Genomic DNA, 23,211 nt, shown 5'->3' on the forward strand with positions numbered 1-23,211 from the left:
CATAAGCGTTGTCAGTTGTGTGGCTAAGCCACTGGAGTTCGCGCATGATTCGTCTCTCTCTGGGACAGTTAAATAGTTTCAATACACGCAGTACACTGCGGGGGATTTCTTCCCTCAAAAGCAACCTCTCTTCAATTAACACTTCGTTCTCGTTCAATCTCAGTTTTTTTACCGGTGCGCGCCTGCGTTTCGGCGCTGTTGCACACCATTCTCACTGGCTCAAAACGGCTTACAAGGAAGCCAAATAAACCTCTAAAGCGTTCAAGTCATCGCCGCGGGTGATCCGCCGTGATAAATGAAACCAACTGTAAGGTGCCACTATGGGAAGACAGAAAGCAGTGATCAAAGCACGTCGTGAAGCCAGACGCGTTATTCGTAGCGACTCTCGCAGTCACCGTCAGCGTGAAGAAGAATCGGTCACTTCGCTGGTGCAGATGGGTGGGTTGGATTCGATTGGTATGGCACGTGATGCACGTGACCGCGGGCCGATTGAAGCCAGAAATGAAGCTCAGGCACACTATCTCCATGCCATAGAAACGAAACAGCTTATTTTCGCCACCGGTGAAGCCGGCTGCGGAAAAACCTGGATTAGCGCAGCCAAAGCGGCTGAGGCCCTGATCAATAAGGACATCGAAAGGATTATTGTGACGCGCCCGGTTCTGCAGGCGGATGAAGATCTCGGTTTCCTCCCAGGAGATATTTCCGAGAAATTCGCGCCTTATTTCCGACCGGTATATGACGTTCTGGTTAAACGTCTCGGCGCTTCCTTTATGCAATACTGCCTGCGACCCGAAATCGCCAAGGTAGAGATCGCGCCCTTCGCATATATGCGCGGACGTACCTTTGAAAATGCTGTGGTGATCCTTGATGAGGCACAAAACGTCACCGCCGCACAGATGAAGATGTTCCTGACGCGCCTGGGTGAGAACGTGACGGTTATCGTCAACGGCGATATTACCCAGTGCGACCTGCCGTCCCATGCCAAATCTGGCCTCGCCGATGCGCTAGCGCGCTTCGAAGAGGATGAGATGATTGGCGTGGTACGTTTCGGCAAAGAGGATTGCGTCCGTTCAGCGCTGTGTCAACGCACGCTGCACGCTTACAGTTAACCGTTTGATTGAGAATGTAGTAGCAAAGTAAAACCCGGCGAAAGCCGGGTTTTTTTGTTTAACCTTCTGCGCTTTATCCGTTTCTTCAGCCATTGACAATAATTCTACCAACTAGTAGGTTGATTGTCATTAAGGCAGCCTTTCGCTCCTTTTTTAACAATCCATAATCGTCTGGAGTCACAATGCTTAAAGAACAGGCTGTTAATTCCGCTGTTGGCAATGAGCAATGGCTAAAACGCTATTACTTTATCCGCGCACTGTTTTCAATTATTTGGGTTGCGGCTGCATTTTCGCTGGGTCAGCACTCAGCAAAGGTGGGGGCAGTATTATTGGTTATCTATCCCCTTTGGGACGCCATTGCTAACGTTGTTGATGCGCAGCGCAGCGGCGGAATAAGTCATAACCCGATCCACATGACAAATATTATTGTCAGCGGGCTGACAACCATTGCGGTTTACCTTGCGTTGTCCCACAGCATGAACTGGGTTATTGGCGTATTTGGCATCTGGGCTATTTTGTCAGGATTGCTGCAGCTGGGTGTCGCAGTAGGCCGCTGGAAAAATTATGGCGCACAGTGGACGATGATCCTTAGCGGCGCTCAATCAGCCCTGGCAGGCGTTTTTTTTATTGTGCAGGCACAAATGATCGTACCGCCATCGATAGTGAATATTGCCGGTTATTCCGCAGTGGGGGCCGCTTATTTTCTGATTTCCGCAGTGTGGTTAACGGTGAGTGATATTCGGCGAAAAAAAGCCTAAGCGATAATTTATTATTTATTGAGCAGCGTGAGAAAAACATGAAAACAGCTCCACTTTCTACTAACCAGAAAATGTTTCGTCTGGCTATCGTTGGTCTTATTCCACTTGTACTGGTACTGCTATTTTTATGGGCGGGCGGATGGCTGGCACCCAATCGACTGAGCGCAGATAAAATTATTGACGTGTTACAGAAATCTGGCGGAGAACATCCTGGATATCGCCGTAATCATGCCAGAGGGATTTGTGTTATTGGTCAATTTACATCTAATGGTAACGCCAGTGCATTTTCGCGTGCCCTGGTATTTACCGCTGGTAGCACGCCAGTTATCGGGCGATTTGCTATCGCAGGGGGCGTTCCTACTGTGCCGGATTATGCTGTTCCGGTGCGGAGTATGGCTTTACAGTTTCGACAGAAGAATGGCGAGGAGTGGCGCACGGGAATGAACGCCATGCCTTTCTTTCCGGTGGGGACCACTGAAGCATTCTATGAATTGCAAACGGCAACGCTGCCTGTTCCGGCCACCGGTAAACCCGATCCGGAAAAATTAAAGGCATTCGTTGGCAAGCACCCGGAAATAACGGCATTTTTCGGTTGGTTGAAGAAATATGTGCCTTCGTCCAGTTGGGCAAGCGATAGTTTTAATAGTCTGAATGCCTTCTTCCTGATTGATAAAGCGGGCAATAAGCATCTGGTTCGCTGGAGCATGGTGCCAGAAACCGCTTTTCAACCGATGAGCGATGAGAATAAAAAAGATAAGGATTTTCTGCAAAACGATATTGTTCAGCGACTGAAACAAGGCACGATAAAGTGGAATTTAATGATTACCCTGGCAAACCCTGAAGATAAGGGTAATGACTCAAGTAAAGTATGGCCATCCGATCGAAAAGTGATTAATGCAGGGACGCTGATATTGACGCAAGCCATTCCACAGGCGCAGGGACCCTGTAACGATATTAATTATGATCCGCTTATTTTACCGGACGGAATAGCCGCATCGGATGACCCAATACTGAATGCACGCTCATCCGCGTATGCCAAATCTTATAATTTGCGTACGCGTGAACAGTCACACCAGGCAGGAGCTCAATGATGAAACAAGTTGATTATTTCCATCCCGCTTTACGTGCGCTGCACTGGTTAATGGCTGCGGCGATTCTTGCCATGCTTTTTATTGGTGTTGCAATGGTCTCCACCGTTTCCTCGCTGCACAGCTTTCTGGTATCAATCCATAAACCCCTTGGCGTGATGATATTGTTATTAGTCGTAGTGCGCCTGTGGTTGCGATACGCTACCGCCAAACCAAACTTACCGGATACCTTGCCAGGCTGGCAGCGTCTTATGGCCCATATTTCACATGGGGTGCTCTATGTATTGATGCTGGCTCAACCGCTGATTGGCTGGGCCATGTTGTCCGCTGCGGGATATCCTGTGACTCTCGGTGCAGGAATCGTTTTACCGCCCATCCTGCCGATGAATAATGATGGGTATGCGCTGCTGCGTCCTCTTCATTCGATCGTCGCCTTGCTCTTATTCATTACCGTGATGCTGCACCTGGCCGCGGCGTTATTCCATGCGCTGATATTACGAGACGGTGTCTTCCGCAGCATGACAGGTAGCCGGAAGCGTTGAGGCATTTTGCCCATGGAGTTGAGATAAGGAGGTTATGTGAATATTTATCCATTCGCGAGGGATAGAAAAGTTATTCCCTCAGACTGCAGTGGTGAAATGCGACCAAATATTGAAATTCAGCCTGAAGAGAGAATGAGAATAACACGTGAATTTGCGTTGGCATTTTCGAAGAAACTGCTTGAAGATAACGAGCTCAACGCCATTGCTCCCTTTGTTATCGATAAAATTGTGGTGATGCTGATAAACGAGTCCCGCCGCTTTTAAAATGTAATGCAGTGTATTCGTTATAAAATCGGTAAAAACGCCAGGCGTTGTTCTGCTCTATAAGATCTCATTGAACATCAGCCTGGCGCATTCCTTTACTTATGCAATACCAATGAAGAAGCCAGCAATGGTGGCGCTCATTAAGTTAGAGAGTGTGGCTGCGGCCAATGCTCGCATGCCAAGCTGAGCAATTTCTGCCGTCCGCTGTGGCGCGATGGCCGAGAATGCGCCAACCACAACGCCAATAGAACCAAAGTTGGCAAAGCCACACAGTGCGAAAGAAACAATTGCAATCGTTTTACTGTTTAATGCGCCAGGCGCGTGCAGATAGGGCGAAAAGCTGAGATAAGCCACAAACTCATTAATCGCAAGCTTTTGGCCAATCAGACTGCCAGCAAGCGATGCGTCATGCCAGTCAACCCCCATAACCCAGGCAAGCGGGGCCAGTAAATAGCCAAATATCCCTTCCAGACTTGCGTGCCCCTGGCCAAACAGCCCAGCAATGCCACCAATAATGCCATTGATAAGGGCGATAATCGCAACAAAAGCCATCACAACTGTAGCAACGCCTGCTGCAATCTTTAGTCCGGTTATTGCCCCGGTCGCCGCTGCTTCAATCACGCTTTTAGGCGGTGTTTCGCTGAAGGAGAGATTATCAAAAACAACCTGAGTCTCTTCCGTTGCTGGACTCAGAATGCGGGCAAAAAGAATGCCGCCGGGGATGGCCATCAACGATGCCGCAAGTAAATAATCAATTGGTACACCGAGCCCGGCATAGCCAATCATGGTTGATCCCGCAATTGAGGCCATGCCGCTACAAATAGCGGTAAACAGTTCATTGCGGTTCAGACGATTAATGAAGGGTTTAACGATCGCCGGAATCTCATTTTGACCAAGGAAAATGGTGGTAACGGCGACAAAAGACTCAATTTTACTGATATTGAGTGCTTTTTGGAAAATAGCACCCAGTACCCGGATCAATAACTTCATCACGCCTATGTAATACAGCAGGCTCACTAATGCAGTCATAAAGATAATGGCGGGTAATACATGAAAGGCGAACACAAAACCGGCACCATTAAATACTCTGTCCATATCTGGTCCCGCTAATGCCCCAAATATGAATGTGCTGCCAGCATCACTGTAATTCATTATTTTATGTACGCCGGTGGCGACTTTCTCAGCCAGCCATTTGCCCGGAGGTAAATAAAGAATCGCTCCGCCAATGGCTATTTGTAAAAGGATTGCAGCACCTACCGTTCTTATACTGATTTTTCTTTTATTTACTGACAGCAAGTATGCGATGGCCAGTAATACCACCATACCCAAAAAACTTCTCATTATATTCATAATGATTATCTCGTCATAGTCGATTTCGGTATGTCTGATATCTCTATGGGCGACGGCAAACTGCCCATCGGGAGTAATTGGCATGCAATAAATTTCCCCTCTTTTGCATGCCATAACGGAAATGGAATTGGTCGTTACGATCGGGGGTACATCTGTACACACTCTTCCACCAAATCCCAAAACCATTGGGTATCAATAGTGATCCCAACTTTGGCATTGGCGGGTATTCCCATTACACCCAGCTCATCGCATACCGTACGGCCATAGCATGGGCCGCTATTCACATCGACTTCGACATACATGTCCTGAGTTTTAATGCCTTCCGGGTTAATCAAATAGCCAATACAGGTTGCGTCATGAACCGGTCCGCCCGCTAAGCCATAATTCTCAAACTGCGTTTTGAGGGTGAAATTCATGATGTCACTGAACAGTTGCCCAGCTGGACCGCCAACTTTCTCCATACGGGCGATGACCTCTTTTGTGCAGACGGTTTGGTTGGTTAAATCGAGCCCCATCATTACCAGCGGTGCACCTGAAGTGAATACGACACGTGCCGCCTCCGGATCGGCGTAAATATTGAATTCGGCAGAGGGAGTAAAGTTTCCCGTACCGTAGGCGCCCCCCATTAGTACGATCTCTTTGATTTTTGGGATGATGGCTGGCTGCATGCGCATGGCGACCGCAATATTGGTCAAGGGCGCTACCGGAACGAGCGTGATATCTCCGTCGCTGGCCATCAGCGTGTCAATCAGATACTGAACCGCATGCTTGCTTTCTGCCTGACGCGTTAAGGGGCCAAATACCGGACCATCCAGCCCCGTTTCGCCGTGAATATTATCTGCCACGATCTGCTGGCGCATAATCGGCTGCGGCATTCCAGCATAAACCGGAACATCAATGTTTAAATGTTGGCAAACATTCAATCCGTTGATCAGCGTTTTCTCGAGGGTCTGATTACCCGCAACGATAGTAATACCGAGTAAATTAATCGCCGGATGTTTTGCTGCCATCATAATTGCAATAGCATCATCATGACCCGGATCACAATCCAGAATAATTTTTCTCTGCGCCATTTCTCATTTCCTCTATTAGGGTTGGAATAACATGCATTTTTTAACTGTGTGATAAAAATGCTGTGTCAACGCTTTAACCCTAACAGCTAAAATTGTATGTTAAATATGAGAAATCTCACATCGGGAAACGATTATGAAAGAAATCCATAATGAAGATCTGAAGAGGAAATTAATTGAAAATTCAGACTATACAGCGAAATTTTCTGTTGAGGTGATGGCGGAAACCCGACTGCTTCATATCATGGCCGGTGATTATATCGTGAAAGAAGGTGAGCAACCGGCATACCTGTTTTATCTTGCAAGAGGCAGGGCGAAACTGTATGCGACATTAGCCAATGGACGAATATCATTAATTGATTTCTTTGCAGCGCATTGTTTTATCGGGGAGCTTGAACTTATCGATCAGCAGCATGAACCGCGTGCCGTTCAGGCGATAGAGGAGTGCTGGTGTCTGGCGTTACCCGTTAAACCTTTCCGGAAAAGACTGTTAAGTGATGCTATTTTTTTACGTCATATTTGTATTAGCTTAACGCATAAAAATTATCGGAATATTGTGTCGCTCATCAGAAATCAATCCTTCTCGTTGGTTAACCGGCTGGCGGCTTTTATCCTATTGACGCAGAATGGTGATGTTTATCACGAAAAGCATACGCAGGTTGCAGAATATATGGGGGTGTCATATCGCCATCTCTTATATGTCATTGCGCAACTGACGCAGGAGGGGTTATTAACTAAAGCCAGGTCTGGTTATATTATCAAAAATAAAGGTGCGCTTATTGAATTAGCGCGTGAGATGGAAGCAGAGGGCGCGCTGCCTTGAGGATTTATTTTTTATAATATTATTTTTAGCGGTAAATGATTTAGTGTTTTTCTTAACTAAATTGCATTCGATCTTCAACCTACCAACTAGTAGGTTTCCCTTGACTTTAAGGCTCTATCTCTTTAGTTTTACGATAAGAGTTATGCGTGTTGAATAAGTACATTGTTTAGGAAATTTATGCTGATAGAACGCTCACCCAAAGCCAGAGAAATCATCCTCCACACCAGGCAGTTGCTGACCTCGGGTGGCTATAACAGCTTTAGCTATGCTGATATTGCTGAATTGGTTCAGATTCAAAAAGCCAGTATTCATCATCATTTCCCCAGTAAAGTTGAACTGGTGCAAGCTGTCGTTGCGGAATATCGTGAGGAGGCCAGAATGGGAATGGCGGCGTTGGAGCAGAACCTCAACGATCCTCTGCTGGAACTGCAGGCTTATATCGATTACTGGTCAGCCTGTATTAGTGAGGGAACGTCTCCTTTCTGTATTTGCGTCATGCTTTCGGTGGAACTGCCTAAGTTGCCGCGAGAAATATCTTCTGAAGTGAGCGGGCATTTCTCCGATCTGGCCGATTGGCTCACAGCGCTACTGCGTAAAGGGGAAATCAGCGGCATTTTTCAGCTTGATGAGGCGCCAGAGACCCAGGCCAAATCTGTGATGGCAACCGTTCATGGGGCGATGTTGGCCGCCAGAGCGCTCGAAAACACAGCGTTATTCCAGGAGATTGTGCATCCAGTCATCAACAGACTTATTCATAAATAGCGATAAATCGCGCTGCTGGAGATAAGATTTATGACTGAAATAACTACCCAAAAATTAGAACAGCGACTGCAAATCATTGAGGATAAATTAGCAATATATGAGCTGATTGCTTCCCATCCGCCCAGCGCAGATACCGGTCTTGCCGAATATACCGCTGCTGTTTATATGGAGGAGGGCACTTTTAATCGTGGTGAGGAACTGGATGGGGCAAAAGGGGTCGATGCGATCGCTGCATTTATTCTCCGACCGGCACACGAGGAAGCGATTAAAAGTGGGCTTGCGCATTTTACTGGATTACCGCTGATTGATTTGCGCGGCAACAAAGCCATAGTGACCTCCTATTTACAGCTGTTGCAGCTGGATAAACAGGGTGAGCCGCGTGAAATGGCCAATCATGGTTACTCAACCGGCTATCGCATTCATCGGGTAGTGGTTAATCGCTGGGAGTTAGAACGTCATGAAGGGCGCTGGAAAATTCATAGCAGAACCCTTCTTCCAGTAGACGGCACAGATGCCCCTCGCGAGTTATTGGCGCGCGGTCTTTCCGATGTGCTTAAGGCGACACGTTAGTCTACTCGGCTGAAATTTCGTCGCTGTGCTGGGTGCAAAAAAAAAGTCTGAACGTGAGTTCAGACTCTTCTTCGGAATGTGGCGGTGAGAGGGGGATTGATTCGCTGCGCTCACCCTGCGGGCAGCGTCGCAGGCTCCGCTGTCCAACTGGCTGCGCCAGTTGTCAAACCCCGTCGGGGCTTCTCACCCCCTCTCTCTGCAGAATAGGCAAAAAAAAAGTCTGAACGTGAGTTCAGACTCTTCTTCGGAATGTGGCGGTGAGAGGGGGATTCGAACCCCCGATACGTTGCCGTATACACACTTTCCAGGCGTGCTCCTTCAGCCACTCGGACACCTCACCACATTTTTTTGCCAACCGCGCTGGGTCAACGGGGCGCTACTATAGGGAGATCGCTGAAAAGGGTCAAGCGCTATTTTCTCCTTTTGTTCTATCCGCTTAAGCTCTGAGCGTATTGCCTTCGGCTTGCTCACCCTGCCTGTTCTGTCATCAAATTATCCTCTCTGTGTCACAAAAGCGTCACCGCACTGTCGCAGACTTGTCCGCGGAAACATTTGGTTATATTTACAGCTAAGGATGCTTATTAATGAAATCCATACTTCTCTTTACGGTTACGCTGCTGACTTCTCTGATCGCGACGTTAGCAGTGGCAGATGATGCAAATTATTCACGCGCCGCCACCGGCGATATTACCGAGCACGGCGGCGCGCGTCGTCTGACCGGCGACCAGACCGAGGCGTTAAAAGCCTCATTAATCAATAGCACCGCGAAAAACGTGATTCTGCTGATTGGTGATGGCATGGGCGATTCGGAAATCACCGCCGCCCGCAACCAGGCGCGCGGCGCCGGCGGTTTCTTCCCCGGCCTGGATGCGTTGCCGCTCACCGGTCAATACACCCATTACTCGCTGGACAAGAAAACCCATAAACCCAATTACGTAACGGATTCTGCCGCGTCGGCTACTGCGTGGGCCACCGGCACCAAATCCTACAACGGCGCGATTGGCGTCGATGTTAATGGCAAAGATCAGGTGACGATTCTTGAGCTGGCGAAAGCCGCGGGTAAAGCCACCGGCAACGTCTCGACCGCTGAACTGCAGGATGCCACGCCAGCCGCCTTAATGGCACACGTCACCTCGCGCAAATGCTACGGCCCGGAGAAAACCAGCGAGCTGTGCCCGGGCAACGCGCTGGAGCAGGGCGGTAAAGGATCGATTACTGAACAGCTGCTGAAAACCCGCCCAGATGTCACGTTGGGCGGCGGTGCGAAGTCCTTTAATGAAACCGCCAAAGCCGGCGAGTATCAGGGCAAAACCCTGCGTGAACAGGCGCAGGCGCTGGGCTATCAGTGGATTGATAATCTGCAGGGCATGAATGCCATTCAGCAGGCCGATCAGAGCAAACCGCTTCTGGGCCTGTTTGCCGATGGCAATATGCCGGTGCGTTGGCAGGGACCGAAAGCCAGCTATCACGGCAACATTGATAAGCCGGTAGTGACCTGTGAAGTCAATAAAGATCGTCCGGCTTCAGTACCGACGCTGGCGCAGATGACTAAAAAGGCCATTACTCTGCTGAGCACTAACGACAAAGGTTTCTTCCTGCAGGTGGAAGGCGCATCGATTGATAAGCAGGATCACGCGGCGAACCCGTGCGGTCAGATTGGTGAAACCGTGGATCTGGATGAAGCGGTACAGGAAGCGCTAGCGTTTGCGCGCGAGCATGGCGATACGCTGGTGGTGGTGACCGCCGATCACGCCCACAGCAGCCAGATCGTTGAAAACGGCACCAAAGCACCGGGCCTGACGCAAGCGGTGAATACCAAAGATGGCGCGGTGATGACCATCAGCTACGGTAATTCAGAAGAGGATTCGCAGGAGCATACCGGCACGCAGGTGCGCATCGCGGCGTACGGTCCGCATGCGGCGAATGTGGTGGGATTAACCGACCAGACCGATCTGTTCTTTACCCTGAAGGACGCGATGGGACTCAAGTAAGGTGTTAAAACGGTCGCCATAAATGGCGACCCTACGATTTTCGTATGGTGCGCATTGATGCGCACCAAAATCACAATCCGCGTTTTGCCATTAAGCGTGCCAAATCTACCAGACGATTTGAGAAGCCCCATTCGTTGTCGTACCAGGCAAGAATCTTCACCAGATTGCCGCCAATCACCAGCGTTGAGAGTCCGTCGATAATCGATGAACGGGCATCGCCCTGATAATCGCTAGAGACTAATGGTTCGTCGCTGTAGCCCAAAATACCTTTCAGCGGGCCTTCTGCGGCCGCGGCTTTAAAGGCGGCATTCACCTCTTCAGCGGTGACATCGCGTTGCAGCGTTACGGTTAAATCGACGATCGATACCACCGGCACCGGCACGCGCAGTGAATAGCCGGTCAAACGCCCCTCCAGCTCAGGGATCACGCGGCCCAGCGCCTTTGCCGCGCCGCTGGAATAAGGCACAATCGACAGCGCTGCCGCACGCGCACCGCGCAGATCTTTCTCGGGCTGATCGTGCAGCACCTGGCTGTTGGTATAAGCATGCGTGGTATTCATTAACCCGTGCTCGATACCAAATGCCTGATGCAATACCGCCGCTGCCGGCGCTAAGCCGTTGGTGGTACAGCTGCCGTTACTCACCACAAAATGCTGTTGCGGATCGTAACGTTGATCGTTAACGCCGAGCACAATTGTCAGGTCATCATTTTTGCCGGGTGCGGAAATAATCACACGTTTGGCACCGCCGCTGGTGATATGCACGGCGGCTTTGTCGCGCTCGGTAAAGAAGCCGGTAGCTTCAATTACGATATCGACGCCGACATCGCGCCAGCGAATATTGGCCGGATCGCGCTCGCTGAATACGCGCACCGCTTTGCCATCGATGCGTAATTCGCCTTCACCGGCTTCCACTTCAGCGGGCAGTCTGCCGAGCAGAGAATCGTGTTTTAGCAGATGCGCGAGGGTCTTACTGTCGGTGAGGTCGTTAATGGCGACGATCTCAATATCATCGCTGCCAAGTGCTGCACGAAAAACGTTGCGTCCGATACGGCCAAAGCCGTTAATGCCGATCTTAGTCATGATTGACTCCTTTTCCGAAGATGCTGGAGTCACTGTAGGCTGATGCGCATCTGGCGTAAACGCCAAAAAAGGATCACTTTACGCCAATTTTCTGCAGTGAAAGCGCTGGCGATATTCTCCGGGTGTGAGATGCAGCTGGCGCTCAAAGCTACGGCGCAGATTAATGCTGCTGCCAAAGCCGGTGGCGAGGGCAATGCGCTCCAGCGTGTCGTGGCTCTGCTCTAAACGCTCGCGCGCAGCGGCGAGTCGCGCTTCGGCGACGTAACGCGCGGGAGGTACGCCGGTTTCACGGGTGAAGACGCGGGTGAAATTGCGCGGACTCATGGCGACACGTTCTGCCAGCTTTTCCACCGCCAGCTCGTCGGCCAGGTTTTCACGGATCCAGCGCTGCAGTTCACCGATTACGCCCAGTCCGCCCGGCGCTTGCAGGTGGAAGCGGCTGAACTGCATCTGCCCGCCAGGACGGCGTAAATACATCACCATATCCTGGGCAATATCGCGCGCCACGCTGAAGCCGAAATCCTCTTCCACCAGCGCCAGCGTCAGGTCAAAGCCTGAACTGACGCCGCCGGAGGTCCACATGCAACCGTCCTGAATATACAGCGGACCGCCTTCAACGTGGACGAGCGGATAGCGAGACTGCAGGGTATCGAGCAGGCGCCAGTGTGTTGTCGCCCGGCGGCCATCAAGCAAACCCGCCTCAGCCAATAACATCGCGCCGCCACAGACCGAAACCACACGACGCGCCTGCGGTGCCGCCAGCTTGATAAAATCGACCACCATGTTGCCCTCTTCGGCGGTGTCGCCGCGTCCGGTGATCATAATGGTGTCCCAGGCGTTACGCGGATCAACGTCCGCCAGTTTCAGATCGGCCAGTAAATTGAGGCCAGATTGGCCGTGAATCACCTGATGCGATTGGGTGGTAGCAAGGCTAACGCGATAGCGTTGTTGATCAACGCCCCCCGGTAAATGTTGATTGGCGCGCATCAGGATATCGGCGATGCCTGCGGCTTCGAACAACATGCCGCCGTCAGGCACAATAATCAGAAAGGTTTTCATGGCATAAAAAAGACACTTAAACGAAATAGGCCAAAGTGTCTCATGGGTTAAGCAGCTAGCACAACCTGTAGGGTGCGCATTTATGCGCACCTGGATGTCAGGTCGCCATAAATGGCGCCCCTACAACAGATCGGTGCCAATCCCGTAGGGTGCGCATTTATGCGCACCTGGATGTCAGGTCGCCATAAATGGCGCCCCTACAACAGATCGGTGCCAATCCCGTAGGGTGCGCATTTATGCGCACCTGGATGCCAGGTCGCCATAAATGGCGCCCCTACAACAGATCGGTGCCAATCCCGTAGGGTGCGCATTTATGCGCACCTGGATGTCAGGTCGCCATAAATGGCGGCCCTACGCTTAGGTAGCCGATTTATCCGCCACACCGATCCGCCACTGCTCCGGCGGTAAGGTGCCATTCACCGCAAAATCACCGACGATACGATCTTTATAGATACGGGGATTGTGTGAGGAGAGGGTGCGCGCATTGCGCCAGAAGCGATCCAGCGCCAGCGGTTTCAGCGTGGCCGATGCACCCAGCGCATCGAAGAGCGTCGAGCTGGCATTAAGCAGCAGATCGCTCACCACATTGAGCGACTGCGATACTTCCAGCTCGGCAATCGCCACCGCCTGGTTTTCCCGTTCCTGATCGCCACTCAGATGCGCATCAAACGCGCGTTGTATCGCGCTGGCGGCGTGCAGCACTATCGCACCGCTGCTGTAGGCCGCGCCGCGCAGGCGTCCAACCACCTGCAAAATCTGCGCATCCTGGGCGGCACGCGGCGCATTGCCGTTGCTGTAGGTACGCGTACGAGACGCCACCTGCTGTGCCACTTCGCCGCTTTGGGCGCGGCCAATACCCGCCAGCGTCGCCAGATGGATCAGCTGATAGAAAGCTGGTGAATAGCGGAAATGCACCTCTTCTTTGATGTCATCCGCGCCGATGAGCACATTGTCAAAAAGCGCCGTACCGCTGGCGGTGAGCGTTTGGCCAAAGCCATTCCAGTCATCCAGCACCGTCACGCCCGGTGCGGAACGTGCCAGTGTCACCGAAACGCCTTTGCCATTTTCATCAGTGATGCCAACATCAATCCAGTCGGCATAGAGCGAACCGGTGGTGTAAAACTTCCTGCCGTTGAGCCGCCAACCGTCGCCGTGGCGCTCAATGCGCGTGGAGAATTCTGACTGACGCGCATCGCCGGTTTCGCTCCACGCCGGGCCGACAATTTCACCTTGCCCCAGCCGCGCCAGCCACTTCGCGCGATAGCTGCTGCTACCGCTGTTCAGCACGTTCTCGACGAAACCGAGATGTCCGCGAATCGATTGCACAAGGTTGGAATCCGCTTCGCCCAGTTCGATCAGCAAATTGAACAGCTCGGGCAGCGTGGCACCGAGTCCACCGGCGCTTTCCGGAACGCGCAGGGCGGTGAATCCGCTCTGCTTCAGCCAGGCAATTTGCTCGATTGGCAGCTGGCGTGTTAACTCTCGCTCAATCGCACCTGCGCGTATTTTCTGAAATACCGGGCGAAAGCGTTCCGCCAGCTGTTCATACCGAGGCGACGGATCGGCACCCCAACCTAATTCGATTTGCGACATAGCGTTCTCTCCGGCAAAGACATTATCCCATTACTATGTCATCGCCACCGAACACCAAATAATGCTTTTTCTCACTAAGCTATTTCGCTGCATTGATATAAAAATGATATTTCACTATGTGGAACAAAAAATCCCATTTCGCATATTCACTGCCGATATTGTTATTTGCCGGGATTTATATCTGTGCTCTATTCAAACGCTATTCCAAAAATATTCATTAAATTTCCAGATAACACCTTTTCACGTGGAGTAGGTCCGCGCGGAAATAAGTTATTGGCTTGCATTAGGGAAACGGTAGCAAAATGAGAGTAAAGCCCATTCAGCGATTAATCATTCCGATAATGGCGGCATTGAGCTGTGCGGCGCTGCCAATTAACGTCAGCGCCGCAGCGTCTTCACCCACCTCCAGCGATGGCACGCTGGTCTATTTGCATGAGCAGGAGCCGCCTTGCTTATGGGGCGGTTGGGTGCAGCAAGCGTATTTATCACGTCAGGTGTTTGATTATTTAGTCAGTTACGATAAAGGACAAATCCGTCCCTGGCTGGCATCCAGCTGGAGTGAATCTGCCGATCGTAAAACCATTACGTTTCATTTGCGCCATGACGTGAAATTTACCGATGGCGATATTTTTAATGCCGACGCGGTGATTGCTAATTATCCCGCATGGCAGAAGGGAATTGGTTGGCACGGATTTACCTATATGACCGGATTTACCAAAGTCGATGATTATACCGTGGCGCTGCATTTATCCGAGCCCAATCCGGAAATCTATAACGTATTAGCGAATGGGCATTACGGTTTTCAATCGCCAGATTCGCTGGCGCATAACAGTAGCGAGCAGAAGTGTTTGCGCCCGGTGGGCACCGGACCGTGGAAAGTCGCGCGTTGGGTACGCGGCGATGGCATCAGTTTTGTGCGCAACGACGATTATCGTTGGGCACCGCCGAATGCGCACCATAACGGGCCGGCTTATATCAAACACCTGGAGTGGAAATTCGTGCCCGATGCCACCACGCGCTGGGGCGCGCTGGTCAGCGGCGGCGCGGATGTGATCTACCAGCCGCCGTCGGCGCAGTGGCAGGCGCTGCAACAGCATTATCAAACCTTGTCGTACGTCGCGACCGGTCGTCCACAGGCGTTCTCCTTTAATGTGCAGCGCGGTCCATTCACCGATCGGCGCGTGCGCCAGGCGTTTGCTTATGCGCTGGACCGCAAGCAGATCGTCAAAACGGTGTTCAAAGGCGCAGTGCCGTATGAGGGCAACGGCTCGCTGAGCAAAAGTACGCCGCTCTACCTGAACGTTGACGACCGCTACTCGCTGAATATCGCCAAAGCCAATCAGCTGCTGGATCAAGCGGGCTGGACCGGACGTGATGCCGCCGGTTATCGCACCAAAGACGGCCAAACGCTCGATGCCCGCTTGCCGTTTATCCAGGCGATTATCGACCAGGAAGGCGCGCTGATGCTGCAGGCGGTGCAGGATCAGGTCAAACGCGTTGGTATCAAGCTGGATCTGATTCCGCTGACGCAAACCGAAGGCTTTGCCGGTGCGCGTTCGCGTCCGGCGGATAAGGAAATCAGCTTTGGTTACTGGGTATGGCCCTCGCCCAATATCCTCGACATCGTTTACAACCACGCGCTGAACGGCGCATTCAACGGCAACAACACCAGCTTTTTCAATAATCCCGAAGTGGAAGCGCAAATCCTCGATGCGCAGCGCGAGCCCAATCCCCAGCTGCGCCAGCAGAAGTTTGCGGTGCTGCAAAAGTGGTTTGACGATCAGGCGATTGCCATCGGTGGCTACAACTTCACCTACAACGTCGCCATCGCCCACCACATCCGCGGGCTTTGGCAGGATGAGGGCAACGGATTGCTGAACTTTAACGATGCGTACTTCGTGCAGGAGAAGCCATGAGTGAATTAACTTCCGCGCCGCAGACCAGCGCCACCCGGGTTGAGGAGCGGGCCGTACCACGCCGCCGCCGCGTGGCGCTGTTGCGCACCCTGAGTGTGCGCATTGCCTCGGCGCTATTTGTGCTGTGGGGCACCATCACCGTGACCTTTTTAGTGCTATCGGTGCTGCCGGGCGATCGCGCCACCATTTTGCTGAATATCACCTCCGGGCAGGTGATTGAGCGCACGCCGGCCGAGCTGGCGCCAATCAATGCGCAATACGGGTTCGATAAGCCGATCGTTGAACAGTATCTGCACTATTTCTGGCAGCTGCTGCACGCCGATTTTGGTTTCTCCTTCGAGTTGCAGCGTCCGGTGGTGCATATCATCGCTGAGCAGCTGCTGCCGACCTTTACGCTGGCGATAGCCGCACTGCTGCTGGCGTGGATTATCGCCATTCCCTGGACGCTGTTAACCGCCGGGCGCAATCGTCGGCTGGCGGCGTTTGGCTCCGCAGTGGAAACCATCATGGCCGGCTTGCCGCAGTACTGGATTGGCATCCTGCTGCTGATTGTCTTTGCCATCGCTCTGCGCTGGTTCCCCGTCGTCGGCGGCACCAGCCTGCTGGGCACGGTGCTTCCGGCGATCACGCTGGCAATTCCGTTGGCGGGCTTTATTGGCCACGCAATACGCGGCGAGTTTGAGCGCAGCATGCAGCAGCCGTTTGTGCTGTCGGCGCGGGCGCGCGGCATGAGCCTGGCGGGCGTGCGATGGCGCCACGTGTTGCGCCACGCGCTGATCCCCGCCATCACCTTAAGCGGCTGGGCGATTGGCAACCTGCTGTCGGGCGCGGTGCTGGTGGAAGCGGTATTTGCCCGCCCGGGACTCGGCAACGTGCTGGTCAATGCGGTCAGCAACAAGGATTTCGCCCTGGTCTCTGGCATCGTGATTCTGATCAGTTTCCTCTACATCGTCATTAACCTGGTGGTTGACCTGATTTACCTGATCGTCGATCCCCGCCTGCGAGGTCGCGCATGACAACTCATCTCACTGATTATGCTGGCCCGCAGACGCAACGTGCCGGCTGGCAGCTGCCGGTTTCGGTACTGCTTTCCGGCATCGTAGCGCTGTTCTTTATTGTCGCAGCGCTAACGCCTGGCGCGTTGGCCACCCACGATCCCTTCGCCACCGATCTCTATCGCGCGCTGCAAGCTCCTTCGTGGGCTAACTGGCTCGGCACCGATGACATTGGCCGCGATCTGTATAGCCGCATTATCTGGGGCACGCGCCAGTCGTTGCTGATTGGTATCGGCGCCATGGCCATCGCGCTGTTCGGCGCCATTGTGCTGGGCTTCAGCGCCGCGCTCGGTCCGCGCTGGTTGGCCGAACCGGTGAATCGCCTGCTGGAGATTCTGCTGGCGTTTCCCACCTTGCTGCTGGCGCTGCTGTTTGTCGCCTTGCTGGGTCCGTCCGCCAGCAGTTTACTGATCTCGGTGGGCATCGGCACCGCGCCGGGCTACGCGCGACTGGTGCGCGCGCAGGCGCTGCAGGTGAAGCAGTCCGGCTATGTCGAGGCGGCACGTGCGCTTGGCCATCCGTGGCATCGGTTGTTTATCCAGCACATCGCGCCCAACGTGTTCCGACCGCTGTTCTCACTGGTGGCGTTGGGCATCGGACAATCGGTGGTGTGGGCATCCGGCTTGTCGTTTCTGGGTTTAGGCGTGGTACCGCCGTCGCCGGAGTGGGGCGCGCTGCTCGAAGCCGGAAAAATTAACGTCACCGTGGCGTGGTGGCTGGAAGTGTTGCCGGGCATTGCGATTGTGCTGGTGGCGCTGTCGTTTACGCAAATCGGCCGCTACATCCAGCAGCGGGCCGAAGGAGAGAAGCGCTGATGAGCAATAACGTGATAGAAGTCCGTGACCTGAACATTTGGGCCCGCGCTGAGAATGCCGCGCCGCGCCATATTGTGAAGAACGTTAGCTTTGCGCTGCAACGCGGTCAATGTCTGGCGCTGGTCGGTGAATCAGGCTCGGGAAAAAGTGTTACCGCACGCGCGCTGGTGGGATTGGCGGGCGAGCAACTGCAGGTGCAGGCCAACACGCTCAGTCTGCACGGTGAAGCGCTGCTCGGGCGCAGCGAAAGTTGGTGGCGTCGGGTGCGCGGCAGCAAAGTCGGTTTTATTTTGCAGGATGCGCTGGTGTCACTCGATCCGCTGCGGCCGGTAGGCAAAGAGATTGCCGAAGCGCTGACGCTGCACGGCTGGGGCAATGCCGCCAGCCGCCAGCAGAAAGTGCAGGCGCTGCTGGAAGAGGTGGGCGTGCCGCAGGCAGCCTATCGCGCCAGCCAGCGACCGGGCGAACTCTCTGGTGGTCTGCGCCAGCGCGCGCTGATTGCCTCGGCGATTGCGCTGCATCCGGATGTACTGATCGCCGATGAGCCGACTACCGCGCTGGATGTCACGGTGCAGGCGCAAGTGCTGGAGGTGCTGCGGCAGATGCTGGATCGCGGCACCAGCGTGATTCTAATCAGTCACGATTTGGCCGTGGTGGCCAAAATCGCCGATCAGATTCTGGTGATGCAGGGCGGCGCGATTGTCGAAGCGGGAACGGCGCAGCAGGTGTTGCAGCAGCCGCAACATCCCTATACCCAAGGGTTGATCAACGCCATTCCCAGCGAACACACCAAAGGACAGCGCCTTTCCGGCAGCGCGCCCGGCGCGCCCGCGCCAGCGGGGGTTAAATCAGCGGACGTGCTGCTGGAAGCGCGCCATATCGTGAAGCGTTTTCGGGGGCACAGCGCGGTTGCCGATGTTTCCTTTACGCTGCGACGCGGTGAAACGCTGGGTATTGTGGGTGAATCGGGTTCTGGCAAAACCACCTTGTCACGCATTGCGCTGGCGCTGGAAGCGCCGGACAGCGGCGAGGTGCTGTTTGCCGGCCAGCCGTGGAGCCACGCGTCCGCTGCCGCTCAGCGTGCCATTCGCCGCCAGATTGCCGTGGTGTATCAGGATCCGCTTTCATCTTTCGACCCGCGCTGGCGGGTGGCCGACATCCTGCTGGATGCGATTGCCTTAGATCAGCATCCGGCAACGCACACCCCGCGTGACCGCGCCATCAGCCTGCTGCAATCGGTTGGACTCGGCGCGGAACATCTTAACCAATGGCCGGCGCGCATGTCGGGCGGCCAGCGTCAACGCGTGGCCATTGCCCGTGCCATCGCCACCCATCCGCAGGTGATCGTGCTGGATGAGGCGGTCTCCGCGCTGGACGTCACTATCCAGGCGCAGATTCTCGATCTGCTTAGCGATCTGCAGGCGCAGCTTGGCGTCAGCTATCTGTTTATCTCGCACGACCTCGGCGTTATCCATCACATGAGCGATCGCGTGTTGGTGATGCAAAACGGTGAGGCAGTCGAGCAGGGCGCCGCCGATGAGGTGTTCTATCGTCCGCGCCATCCCTATACCCAGAAGTTACTTGCCTCGCTGCCACGTCTGGCTGCGCTGGAAATCGCCTAACTTTGCTACCGGAGCGAACATGTCACGCGAACTGATTTATAACGGATTTTTGCACCTCACGCCCAACCACCACAGCCACGGCTACTGGCGCACGCCGGAAGGCCAGGTGCAGTATGGCTACAACCAGCTGGATGCCTACGTAAAGACGGTGAAAACCCTGGAGAAAGGGCTGTTTGATACCTTGTTCATTGCCGATGTGGTGGGGGTTTACGACATCGAATATGGCGATGGCAAAACCACCATCAGCGCCGGCACGCAGTTCCCCGAACCCGATCCGATCACCATCCTCTCGGCGCTGGGGCTGGCCACGGAGAATCTGGGATTGGTGGTGACCAGCAACGTGATTCAGGCGCACCCGTTCTCGTTTGCACGCCAGATCTCCTCGCTGGATGAGTTTACCCGCGGTCGCATTGGCTGGAATATCGTCACTTCGTATCTCTCCAACGGCTTCCGTAACTACGGTTATCAGGACATCGTGCCGCACGACGAGCGCTACGAATGGGCGCAAGAGTATCTGGATGTGGCGTACAAACTGTGGGAGCTGTCGTGGGAAGAGGGCGCGGTGCTGCACGATCCCGCCACCAATCGCTTTTTCGATGCCGATAAAATTCACAAAATTAACCATGTGGGCAAGCGCTATCGCGTGGAGGGGCCGCACATTGTTGAGCCGTCGCCGCAGCGTAGCCCGGTGTTCTTCCAGGCCGGCAACTCCGACGCCGGACGTCGCTTTGCCGCCCGTAATGCCGAGGTCACATTCCTGCCATCACAAACGCCGGATACCGCGCGCAAAGATATCGCCATCCTGAATCAGGATGTGGTGGATTACGGTCGTCAGCCTGAGGATTTGAAAAAACTGGTGATGCTTTCTACCGTGATCGGATCCACCGAGGAGGAGGCAAAGCGCAAGCAGCAATATCTGTTCGACAACATTGATATCAACGCGCTGCAGGGGTTCTACAGCGGCGGCTCTGGCATCGATCTGGCGAATATCGATCCTGATACGCCGTTAACCGAGCTCAGCCGCCGCGAGGAGTTTAGCCAGCATATGCGCTCGAAATTTCGCATTGCGGTAGATGCGGATTACGGGCAGGGGCGCGTGCTGACGTGGCGTGAGTACCTGATCCAGCACGCGTTGCTGCCGGGTCGTTTTGCCGGTACGCCAGAGCAGATCGCCGATCGCGTGCAGCAGTTTGCGGATGCGGGTGTGGATGGCTTTAACGTGGTGCCTGTCACCACGCTCGGCTGGTGGGATGAGTGGGTTGAGCATGTGGTGCCGGTACTGCAGAAGCGCGGTCTGGCGCAGAAGGCGTATAAGCCCGGCACGCTGCGCGAGAAGATTTTTGGCAAAGAGAGCAGGCTGCCAGCGTCGCATCCGCAAAGGAAATTAACGTTGGGTTAAATGTTACCCGGTGCGCATTAATGCGCACTCTACAAAATCGTGCGGTCGCCAATCATGGCGATCGCTCTTCCCGCCTGATAAGCATTTGCGCGACGCAGCATGGCTTTTTTATTATGCTGATAAAAATGGATGTTTTACTTTATAGGGAATTCGTTATGCATAATCGCCTCGATCAGTTTCTAATCCATCCCCCCGCACTGCGCTTAACCGGCATCCGGCGTTTTGCCGTGGAGTTTATCTGGTTTGGCATTAAAGAAGCACGCGCTTGCTTATTTGCCGGCTTATTCTTTCTGGCGATATTCACGTTACCGCGCGCCGGTATGTTCGGTCTTGCACGCTATGATCTGTTGCTGATTATCGCCGTCGCTATTCAGTTATTGATGGTCACGACGAAACTCGAAAGCTGGGATGAACTGAAATCCATCACGCTGTTTCATTTGCTCGGTTTCGGTTTAGAGCTGTTTAAAACCTCATCGGCGATTGGTTCATGGCATTATCCTGAGGCAGGCTGGAGCAAAATTGGTGGCGTACCTTTATTCAGTGGCTTTATGTATGCGGCGGTAGGCAGTTACATAATCCAATGCTGGCGATTGATGGATCTGAAAATTCGCCATCATCCTCCCATTCTGTATGCGGTACTGCTCTCATTGGCGCTGTATGCCAATTTCTTTACCCATCATTTTATCGGCGACTATCGCTGGTATATCGCAGCAGTGGCGTTGGGTTTGTATGCGCGCTCAGTGGTGGTTTTTACGCCTTACGATCGTCCTTTCCGTATGCCGCTGCTGGTGGCGTTTATCCTGATAGGCTTTTTCATCTGGCTAGCGGAGAATCTGGGGACATTATTGGGCGTATGGCAATATCCTAATCAAATAGGGGCGTGGGCAACGGTACATGTCGGCAAATGGGGCGCCTGGTCGCTACTGGTGATGATGACGTTTACCATTACGCTGTTTCTCAAGGATATTAAAAAACGCGTACACATTGCGCAGTGAGTCATGGAAAATTAGTGCGCCTATTGATGAATTTCCCTCATAGGCGCAATCCTCTTTCAGGCCATTATCTTCACCATCCCATCCGCTACTATAGGCGAATTCGATCTCTCTGGAATTCAATATGGATCTCGCCTCCACGCGTTCTCAATCCTTTATCGTCAAATCGAGCGGTTTGCCCTTTATCCTCATTTTGAGTGCGTTGATGGCGATCACCTCGTTATCCACGGATATCTATCTGCCTGCCATGCCGCTGATGGCGCAAGAGCTGCACGGCGACGCCGAACTGACCATTACCGGATTTCTTATCGGCTTCTGTATTGCCCAGCTCATCTGGGGGCCGCTCAGCGACCATTTTGGCCGCAAAGTGCCGCTGTTTATCGGATTGGTGCTGTTTGTGATCGGTTCTGTGGGCTGTGCGCTCTCCAGCGATATTACGCAGATTGTGTTCTGGCGCGTGTTTCAGGCGTTAGGGGCCTGTACCGGACCAATGCTGGCGCGCGCAATGATCCGCGATCTCTTTGCGCGCACCCGCGCTGCGCAGATGCTCTCCACGCTAATGGTTGTCATGGCGATTGCACCGATTGCCGGGCCGCTGCTGGGTGGGCAGATGATCAAAGTCACCTCATGGCACACGATTTTTTGGCTGCTGGCGGCCATCGGCTGCGTCATGCTGATACTCATGTGCTGGTTGCCCGAAACCTTACCGGCGGACAAGCGGGTAAAAGCGTCGCTCACCGGAGCGTTTAGCAACTATTTTGCCCTATTGAAAAACCGCCATTTCATGCGCTTTACGCTGTGCGTGGCGTTCTACTACGTGGCGGCTTACGCCTTTATTACCGGCTCGCCGTTTGTTTACATCACCTATTTCGGCATTGATGCGCAGCATTATGGCTGGCTGTTCGCGCTGAATGTGGTGGGGTTAATGGCGGTAAGCATGGTGAACCGACGTTTGGTGCACCGCTATCCGCTGGAGTCGTTGCTAAAAATAGCGGTGACCACCGCTACCCTCGCTGCGTTAATTTTGGCGCTGAGCGCCAAACTGGCCTTCGGCGGCATCCTGATGATTATTCTGCCGGTGTTTGTGTTCTTCTCGATGAACGGCATTATCGCGGCAACCTCCACGGCGGCCGCCATGGATACCGTGCCAACTATGGCGGGTTCCGCCTCGGCGCTCATCGGCTCGCTGCAATACGGCAGCGGCATTATCTCGTCGTTGCTGCTGGCGCTACTCAGCGATGGTACGCCCTGGACCATGGCGTGGATTATCGCGCTGTTTACCGTGGCAAGCGCGGTGATGGCGCTCAGCGCCGCCACGGTCAAATCCGCTTAATGTTTTGATTAAGAGGAGG

Annotated in this window: 22 protein-coding genes and 1 tRNA gene; 17 read left to right on the top strand and 6 right to left on the bottom strand. The window is 53.6% G+C overall.

Translation table 11 applies throughout. From position 1 onward, the window contains the following. Nucleotides 1-44: 44 nt before the first annotated feature. From AAGR08_RS07380 to AAGR08_RS07405, 6 genes are all read left to right on the top strand, one after another. Nucleotides 45-248: a hypothetical protein gene (locus AAGR08_RS07380; RefSeq protein ID WP_097096970.1), complete on the top strand. Its 204-nt coding sequence runs from the start codon at nucleotides 45-47 to the stop codon at nucleotides 246-248. 72 nt (nucleotides 249-320) lie between these two features. Beyond that, nucleotides 321-1,109, top strand: a complete 789-nt coding sequence (gene phoH / locus AAGR08_RS07385) for a phosphate starvation-inducible protein PhoH (RefSeq protein ID WP_008105319.1) — start codon at nucleotides 321-323, stop codon at nucleotides 1,107-1,109. A 182-nt stretch (nucleotides 1,110-1,291) separates the two neighbouring features. Then, the gene (locus AAGR08_RS07390) at nucleotides 1,292-1,867 is read left to right on the top strand and encodes a DUF308 domain-containing protein (RefSeq protein WP_345829329.1); all 576 of its coding nucleotides are present in this window, start codon (nucleotides 1,292-1,294) and stop codon (nucleotides 1,865-1,867) included. Between the two features lie 38 nt (nucleotides 1,868-1,905). Then, on the top strand, nucleotides 1,906-2,958 hold the full coding sequence (locus AAGR08_RS07395; protein ID WP_345829331.1) for a catalase family peroxidase: 1,053 nt from the start codon (nucleotides 1,906-1,908) through the stop codon (nucleotides 2,956-2,958). Next, a complete protein-coding gene (locus AAGR08_RS07400; protein WP_345829332.1) occupies nucleotides 2,958-3,497 on the top strand; it encodes a cytochrome b/b6 domain-containing protein in 540 nt (179 codons plus the stop codon). The genes AAGR08_RS07395 and AAGR08_RS07400 overlap by 1 nt, the downstream gene beginning before the upstream one ends. 36 nt (nucleotides 3,498-3,533) lie before the next feature. Beyond that, the gene (locus AAGR08_RS07405; RefSeq protein ID WP_345829333.1) at nucleotides 3,534-3,761 is read left to right on the top strand and encodes a hypothetical protein; all 228 of its coding nucleotides are present in this window, start codon (nucleotides 3,534-3,536) and stop codon (nucleotides 3,759-3,761) included. A 99-nt stretch (nucleotides 3,762-3,860) separates the two neighbouring features. Here the strand turns inward: AAGR08_RS07405 and AAGR08_RS07410 are convergent, their stop codons facing one another. Together AAGR08_RS07410 and rihB are read right to left on the bottom strand one after the other, a co-directional pair. After that, nucleotides 3,861-5,111, bottom strand: a complete 1,251-nt coding sequence (locus AAGR08_RS07410) for a NupC/NupG family nucleoside CNT transporter (RefSeq protein ID WP_345829871.1) — start codon at nucleotides 5,109-5,111, stop codon at nucleotides 3,861-3,863. 134 nt (nucleotides 5,112-5,245) lie between these two features. Continuing rightward, nucleotides 5,246-6,184: a ribosylpyrimidine nucleosidase gene (rihB, locus tag AAGR08_RS07415; RefSeq protein ID WP_097096975.1), complete on the bottom strand. Its 939-nt coding sequence runs from the start codon at nucleotides 6,182-6,184 to the stop codon at nucleotides 5,246-5,248. A gap of 133 nt (nucleotides 6,185-6,317) precedes the next feature. Between rihB and yeiL the strand changes: the two genes are divergently transcribed. The 3 genes from yeiL to AAGR08_RS07430 all read left to right on the top strand — a co-directional run bounded on the left by yeiL (nucleotide 6,318) and on the right by AAGR08_RS07430 (nucleotide 8,336). Continuing rightward, nucleotides 6,318-7,004: a transcriptional regulator YeiL gene (yeiL, locus tag AAGR08_RS07420; RefSeq protein ID WP_345829334.1), complete on the top strand. Its 687-nt coding sequence runs from the start codon at nucleotides 6,318-6,320 to the stop codon at nucleotides 7,002-7,004. A 177-nt stretch (nucleotides 7,005-7,181) separates the two neighbouring features. Next, nucleotides 7,182-7,766 (top strand): TetR/AcrR family transcriptional regulator, encoded by a 585-nt coding sequence (locus AAGR08_RS07425; RefSeq protein ID WP_345829336.1) that lies wholly within the window; start codon nucleotides 7,182-7,184, stop codon nucleotides 7,764-7,766. 30 nt (nucleotides 7,767-7,796) lie between these two features. Further along, entirely contained in the window at nucleotides 7,797-8,336 is a 540-nt protein-coding gene (locus AAGR08_RS07430) for a nuclear transport factor 2 family protein (protein WP_097096977.1), read from the top strand. Between the two features lie 252 nt (nucleotides 8,337-8,588). Here the strand turns inward: AAGR08_RS07430 and AAGR08_RS07435 are convergent. Next, nucleotides 8,589-8,676 (bottom strand) — tRNA-Ser (locus tag AAGR08_RS07435). A gap of 244 nt (nucleotides 8,677-8,920) precedes the next feature. Here AAGR08_RS07435 and phoA point away from each other — a divergent pair. Then, complete coding sequence (phoA, locus tag AAGR08_RS07440) at nucleotides 8,921-10,327, top strand: alkaline phosphatase (protein WP_345829337.1); 1,407 nt, start codon at nucleotides 8,921-8,923, stop codon at nucleotides 10,325-10,327. Between the two features lie 70 nt (nucleotides 10,328-10,397). Here the strand turns inward: phoA and gap are convergent, their stop codons facing one another. The 3 genes from gap to AAGR08_RS07455 all read right to left on the bottom strand — a co-directional run bounded on the left by gap (nucleotide 10,398) and on the right by AAGR08_RS07455 (nucleotide 14,060). After that, entirely contained in the window at nucleotides 10,398-11,408 is a 1,011-nt protein-coding gene (gene gap, locus AAGR08_RS07445; protein WP_097096981.1) for a type I glyceraldehyde-3-phosphate dehydrogenase, read from the bottom strand. Between the two features lie 78 nt (nucleotides 11,409-11,486). Continuing rightward, complete coding sequence (locus tag AAGR08_RS07450) at nucleotides 11,487-12,467, bottom strand: helix-turn-helix domain-containing protein (RefSeq protein ID WP_345829339.1); 981 nt, start codon at nucleotides 12,465-12,467, stop codon at nucleotides 11,487-11,489. Between the two features lie 357 nt (nucleotides 12,468-12,824). After that, nucleotides 12,825-14,060, bottom strand: coding sequence for an acyl-CoA dehydrogenase family protein (locus AAGR08_RS07455; RefSeq protein WP_097096983.1), 1,236 nt, complete (start codon nucleotides 14,058-14,060; stop codon nucleotides 12,825-12,827). Nucleotides 14,061-14,362: 302 nt separating this feature from the next. Between AAGR08_RS07455 and AAGR08_RS07460 the strand changes: the two genes are divergently transcribed. The 7 genes from AAGR08_RS07460 (at nucleotide 14,363) to AAGR08_RS07490 (ending at nucleotide 23,192) form a co-directional block, all read left to right on the top strand. Then, nucleotides 14,363-15,976 carry an ABC transporter substrate-binding protein gene (locus tag AAGR08_RS07460; RefSeq protein WP_345829341.1) on the top strand — a complete coding sequence of 538 codons (1,614 nt, stop codon included), beginning with the start codon at nucleotides 14,363-14,365 and terminating at the stop codon, nucleotides 15,974-15,976. Next, nucleotides 15,973-16,992: an ABC transporter permease gene (locus AAGR08_RS07465; RefSeq protein ID WP_345829342.1), complete on the top strand. Its 1,020-nt coding sequence runs from the start codon at nucleotides 15,973-15,975 to the stop codon at nucleotides 16,990-16,992. Before AAGR08_RS07460 ends, AAGR08_RS07465 begins: the two co-directional genes overlap by 4 nt. Beyond that, nucleotides 16,989-17,846 (top strand): ABC transporter permease, encoded by an 858-nt coding sequence (locus tag AAGR08_RS07470; protein WP_345829344.1) that lies wholly within the window; start codon nucleotides 16,989-16,991, stop codon nucleotides 17,844-17,846. The genes AAGR08_RS07465 and AAGR08_RS07470 overlap by 4 nt, the downstream gene beginning before the upstream one ends. Then, nucleotides 17,846-19,468 (top strand): ABC transporter ATP-binding protein, encoded by a 1,623-nt coding sequence (locus tag AAGR08_RS07475; protein ID WP_345829345.1) that lies wholly within the window; start codon nucleotides 17,846-17,848, stop codon nucleotides 19,466-19,468. The genes AAGR08_RS07470 and AAGR08_RS07475 overlap by 1 nt, the downstream gene beginning before the upstream one ends. Nucleotides 19,469-19,487: 19 nt before the next feature. Further along, on the top strand, nucleotides 19,488-20,867 hold the full coding sequence (locus AAGR08_RS07480; protein ID WP_097096988.1) for an NtaA/DmoA family FMN-dependent monooxygenase: 1,380 nt from the start codon (nucleotides 19,488-19,490) through the stop codon (nucleotides 20,865-20,867). A 155-nt stretch (nucleotides 20,868-21,022) separates the two neighbouring features. Next, the gene (locus AAGR08_RS07485) at nucleotides 21,023-21,862 is read left to right on the top strand and encodes a DUF817 domain-containing protein (protein WP_345829347.1); all 840 of its coding nucleotides are present in this window, start codon (nucleotides 21,023-21,025) and stop codon (nucleotides 21,860-21,862) included. Nucleotides 21,863-21,983: 121 nt separating this feature from the next. Continuing rightward, nucleotides 21,984-23,192 carry a multidrug effflux MFS transporter gene (locus AAGR08_RS07490; protein ID WP_345829348.1) on the top strand — a complete coding sequence of 403 codons (1,209 nt, stop codon included), beginning with the start codon at nucleotides 21,984-21,986 and terminating at the stop codon, nucleotides 23,190-23,192. The last annotated feature ends 19 nt before the right edge of the window (nucleotides 23,193-23,211 follow it).

This window comes from Pantoea sp. BRR-3P, from assembly GCF_039621635.1.
GTDB lineage: Bacteria > Pseudomonadota > Gammaproteobacteria > Enterobacterales > Enterobacteriaceae > Pantoea > Pantoea floridensis.

What these genes read in the sequence shown, in the direction of transcription:
- AAGR08_RS07380 (WP_097096970.1), top strand. Translation starts at nt 45, where the DNA reads ATGATTCGTCTCTCTCTGGGACAGTTAAATAGTTTCAATACACGCAGT.
- phoH (WP_008105319.1), top strand. Translation starts at nt 321, where the DNA reads ATGGGAAGACAGAAAGCAGTGATCAAAGCACGTCGTGAAGCCAGACGC.
- AAGR08_RS07390 (WP_345829329.1), top strand. Translation starts at nt 1,292, where the DNA reads ATGCTTAAAGAACAGGCTGTTAATTCCGCTGTTGGCAATGAGCAATGG.
- AAGR08_RS07395 (WP_345829331.1), top strand. Translation starts at nt 1,906, where the DNA reads ATGAAAACAGCTCCACTTTCTACTAACCAGAAAATGTTTCGTCTGGCT.
- AAGR08_RS07400 (WP_345829332.1), top strand. Translation starts at nt 2,958, where the DNA reads ATGAAACAAGTTGATTATTTCCATCCCGCTTTACGTGCGCTGCACTGG.
- AAGR08_RS07410 (WP_345829871.1), bottom strand. Translation starts at nt 5,111, where the DNA reads ATGAATATAATGAGAAGTTTTTTGGGTATGGTGGTATTACTGGCCATC.
- rihB (WP_097096975.1), bottom strand. Translation starts at nt 6,184, where the DNA reads ATGGCGCAGAGAAAAATTATTCTGGATTGTGATCCGGGTCATGATGAT.
- yeiL (WP_345829334.1), top strand. Translation starts at nt 6,318, where the DNA reads ATGAAAGAAATCCATAATGAAGATCTGAAGAGGAAATTAATTGAAAAT.
- AAGR08_RS07425 (WP_345829336.1), top strand. Translation starts at nt 7,182, where the DNA reads ATGCTGATAGAACGCTCACCCAAAGCCAGAGAAATCATCCTCCACACC.
- AAGR08_RS07430 (WP_097096977.1), top strand. Translation starts at nt 7,797, where the DNA reads ATGACTGAAATAACTACCCAAAAATTAGAACAGCGACTGCAAATCATT.
- phoA (WP_345829337.1), top strand. Translation starts at nt 8,921, where the DNA reads ATGAAATCCATACTTCTCTTTACGGTTACGCTGCTGACTTCTCTGATC.
- gap (WP_097096981.1), bottom strand. Translation starts at nt 11,408, where the DNA reads ATGACTAAGATCGGCATTAACGGCTTTGGCCGTATCGGACGCAACGTT.
- AAGR08_RS07450 (WP_345829339.1), bottom strand. Translation starts at nt 12,467, where the DNA reads ATGAAAACCTTTCTGATTATTGTGCCTGACGGCGGCATGTTGTTCGAA.
- AAGR08_RS07455 (WP_097096983.1), bottom strand. Translation starts at nt 14,060, where the DNA reads ATGTCGCAAATCGAATTAGGTTGGGGTGCCGATCCGTCGCCTCGGTAT.
- AAGR08_RS07460 (WP_345829341.1), top strand. Translation starts at nt 14,363, where the DNA reads ATGAGAGTAAAGCCCATTCAGCGATTAATCATTCCGATAATGGCGGCA.
- AAGR08_RS07465 (WP_345829342.1), top strand. Translation starts at nt 15,973, where the DNA reads ATGAGTGAATTAACTTCCGCGCCGCAGACCAGCGCCACCCGGGTTGAG.
- AAGR08_RS07470 (WP_345829344.1), top strand. Translation starts at nt 16,989, where the DNA reads ATGACAACTCATCTCACTGATTATGCTGGCCCGCAGACGCAACGTGCC.
- AAGR08_RS07475 (WP_345829345.1), top strand. Translation starts at nt 17,846, where the DNA reads ATGAGCAATAACGTGATAGAAGTCCGTGACCTGAACATTTGGGCCCGC.
- AAGR08_RS07480 (WP_097096988.1), top strand. Translation starts at nt 19,488, where the DNA reads ATGTCACGCGAACTGATTTATAACGGATTTTTGCACCTCACGCCCAAC.
- AAGR08_RS07485 (WP_345829347.1), top strand. Translation starts at nt 21,023, where the DNA reads ATGCATAATCGCCTCGATCAGTTTCTAATCCATCCCCCCGCACTGCGC.
- AAGR08_RS07490 (WP_345829348.1), top strand. Translation starts at nt 21,984, where the DNA reads ATGGATCTCGCCTCCACGCGTTCTCAATCCTTTATCGTCAAATCGAGC.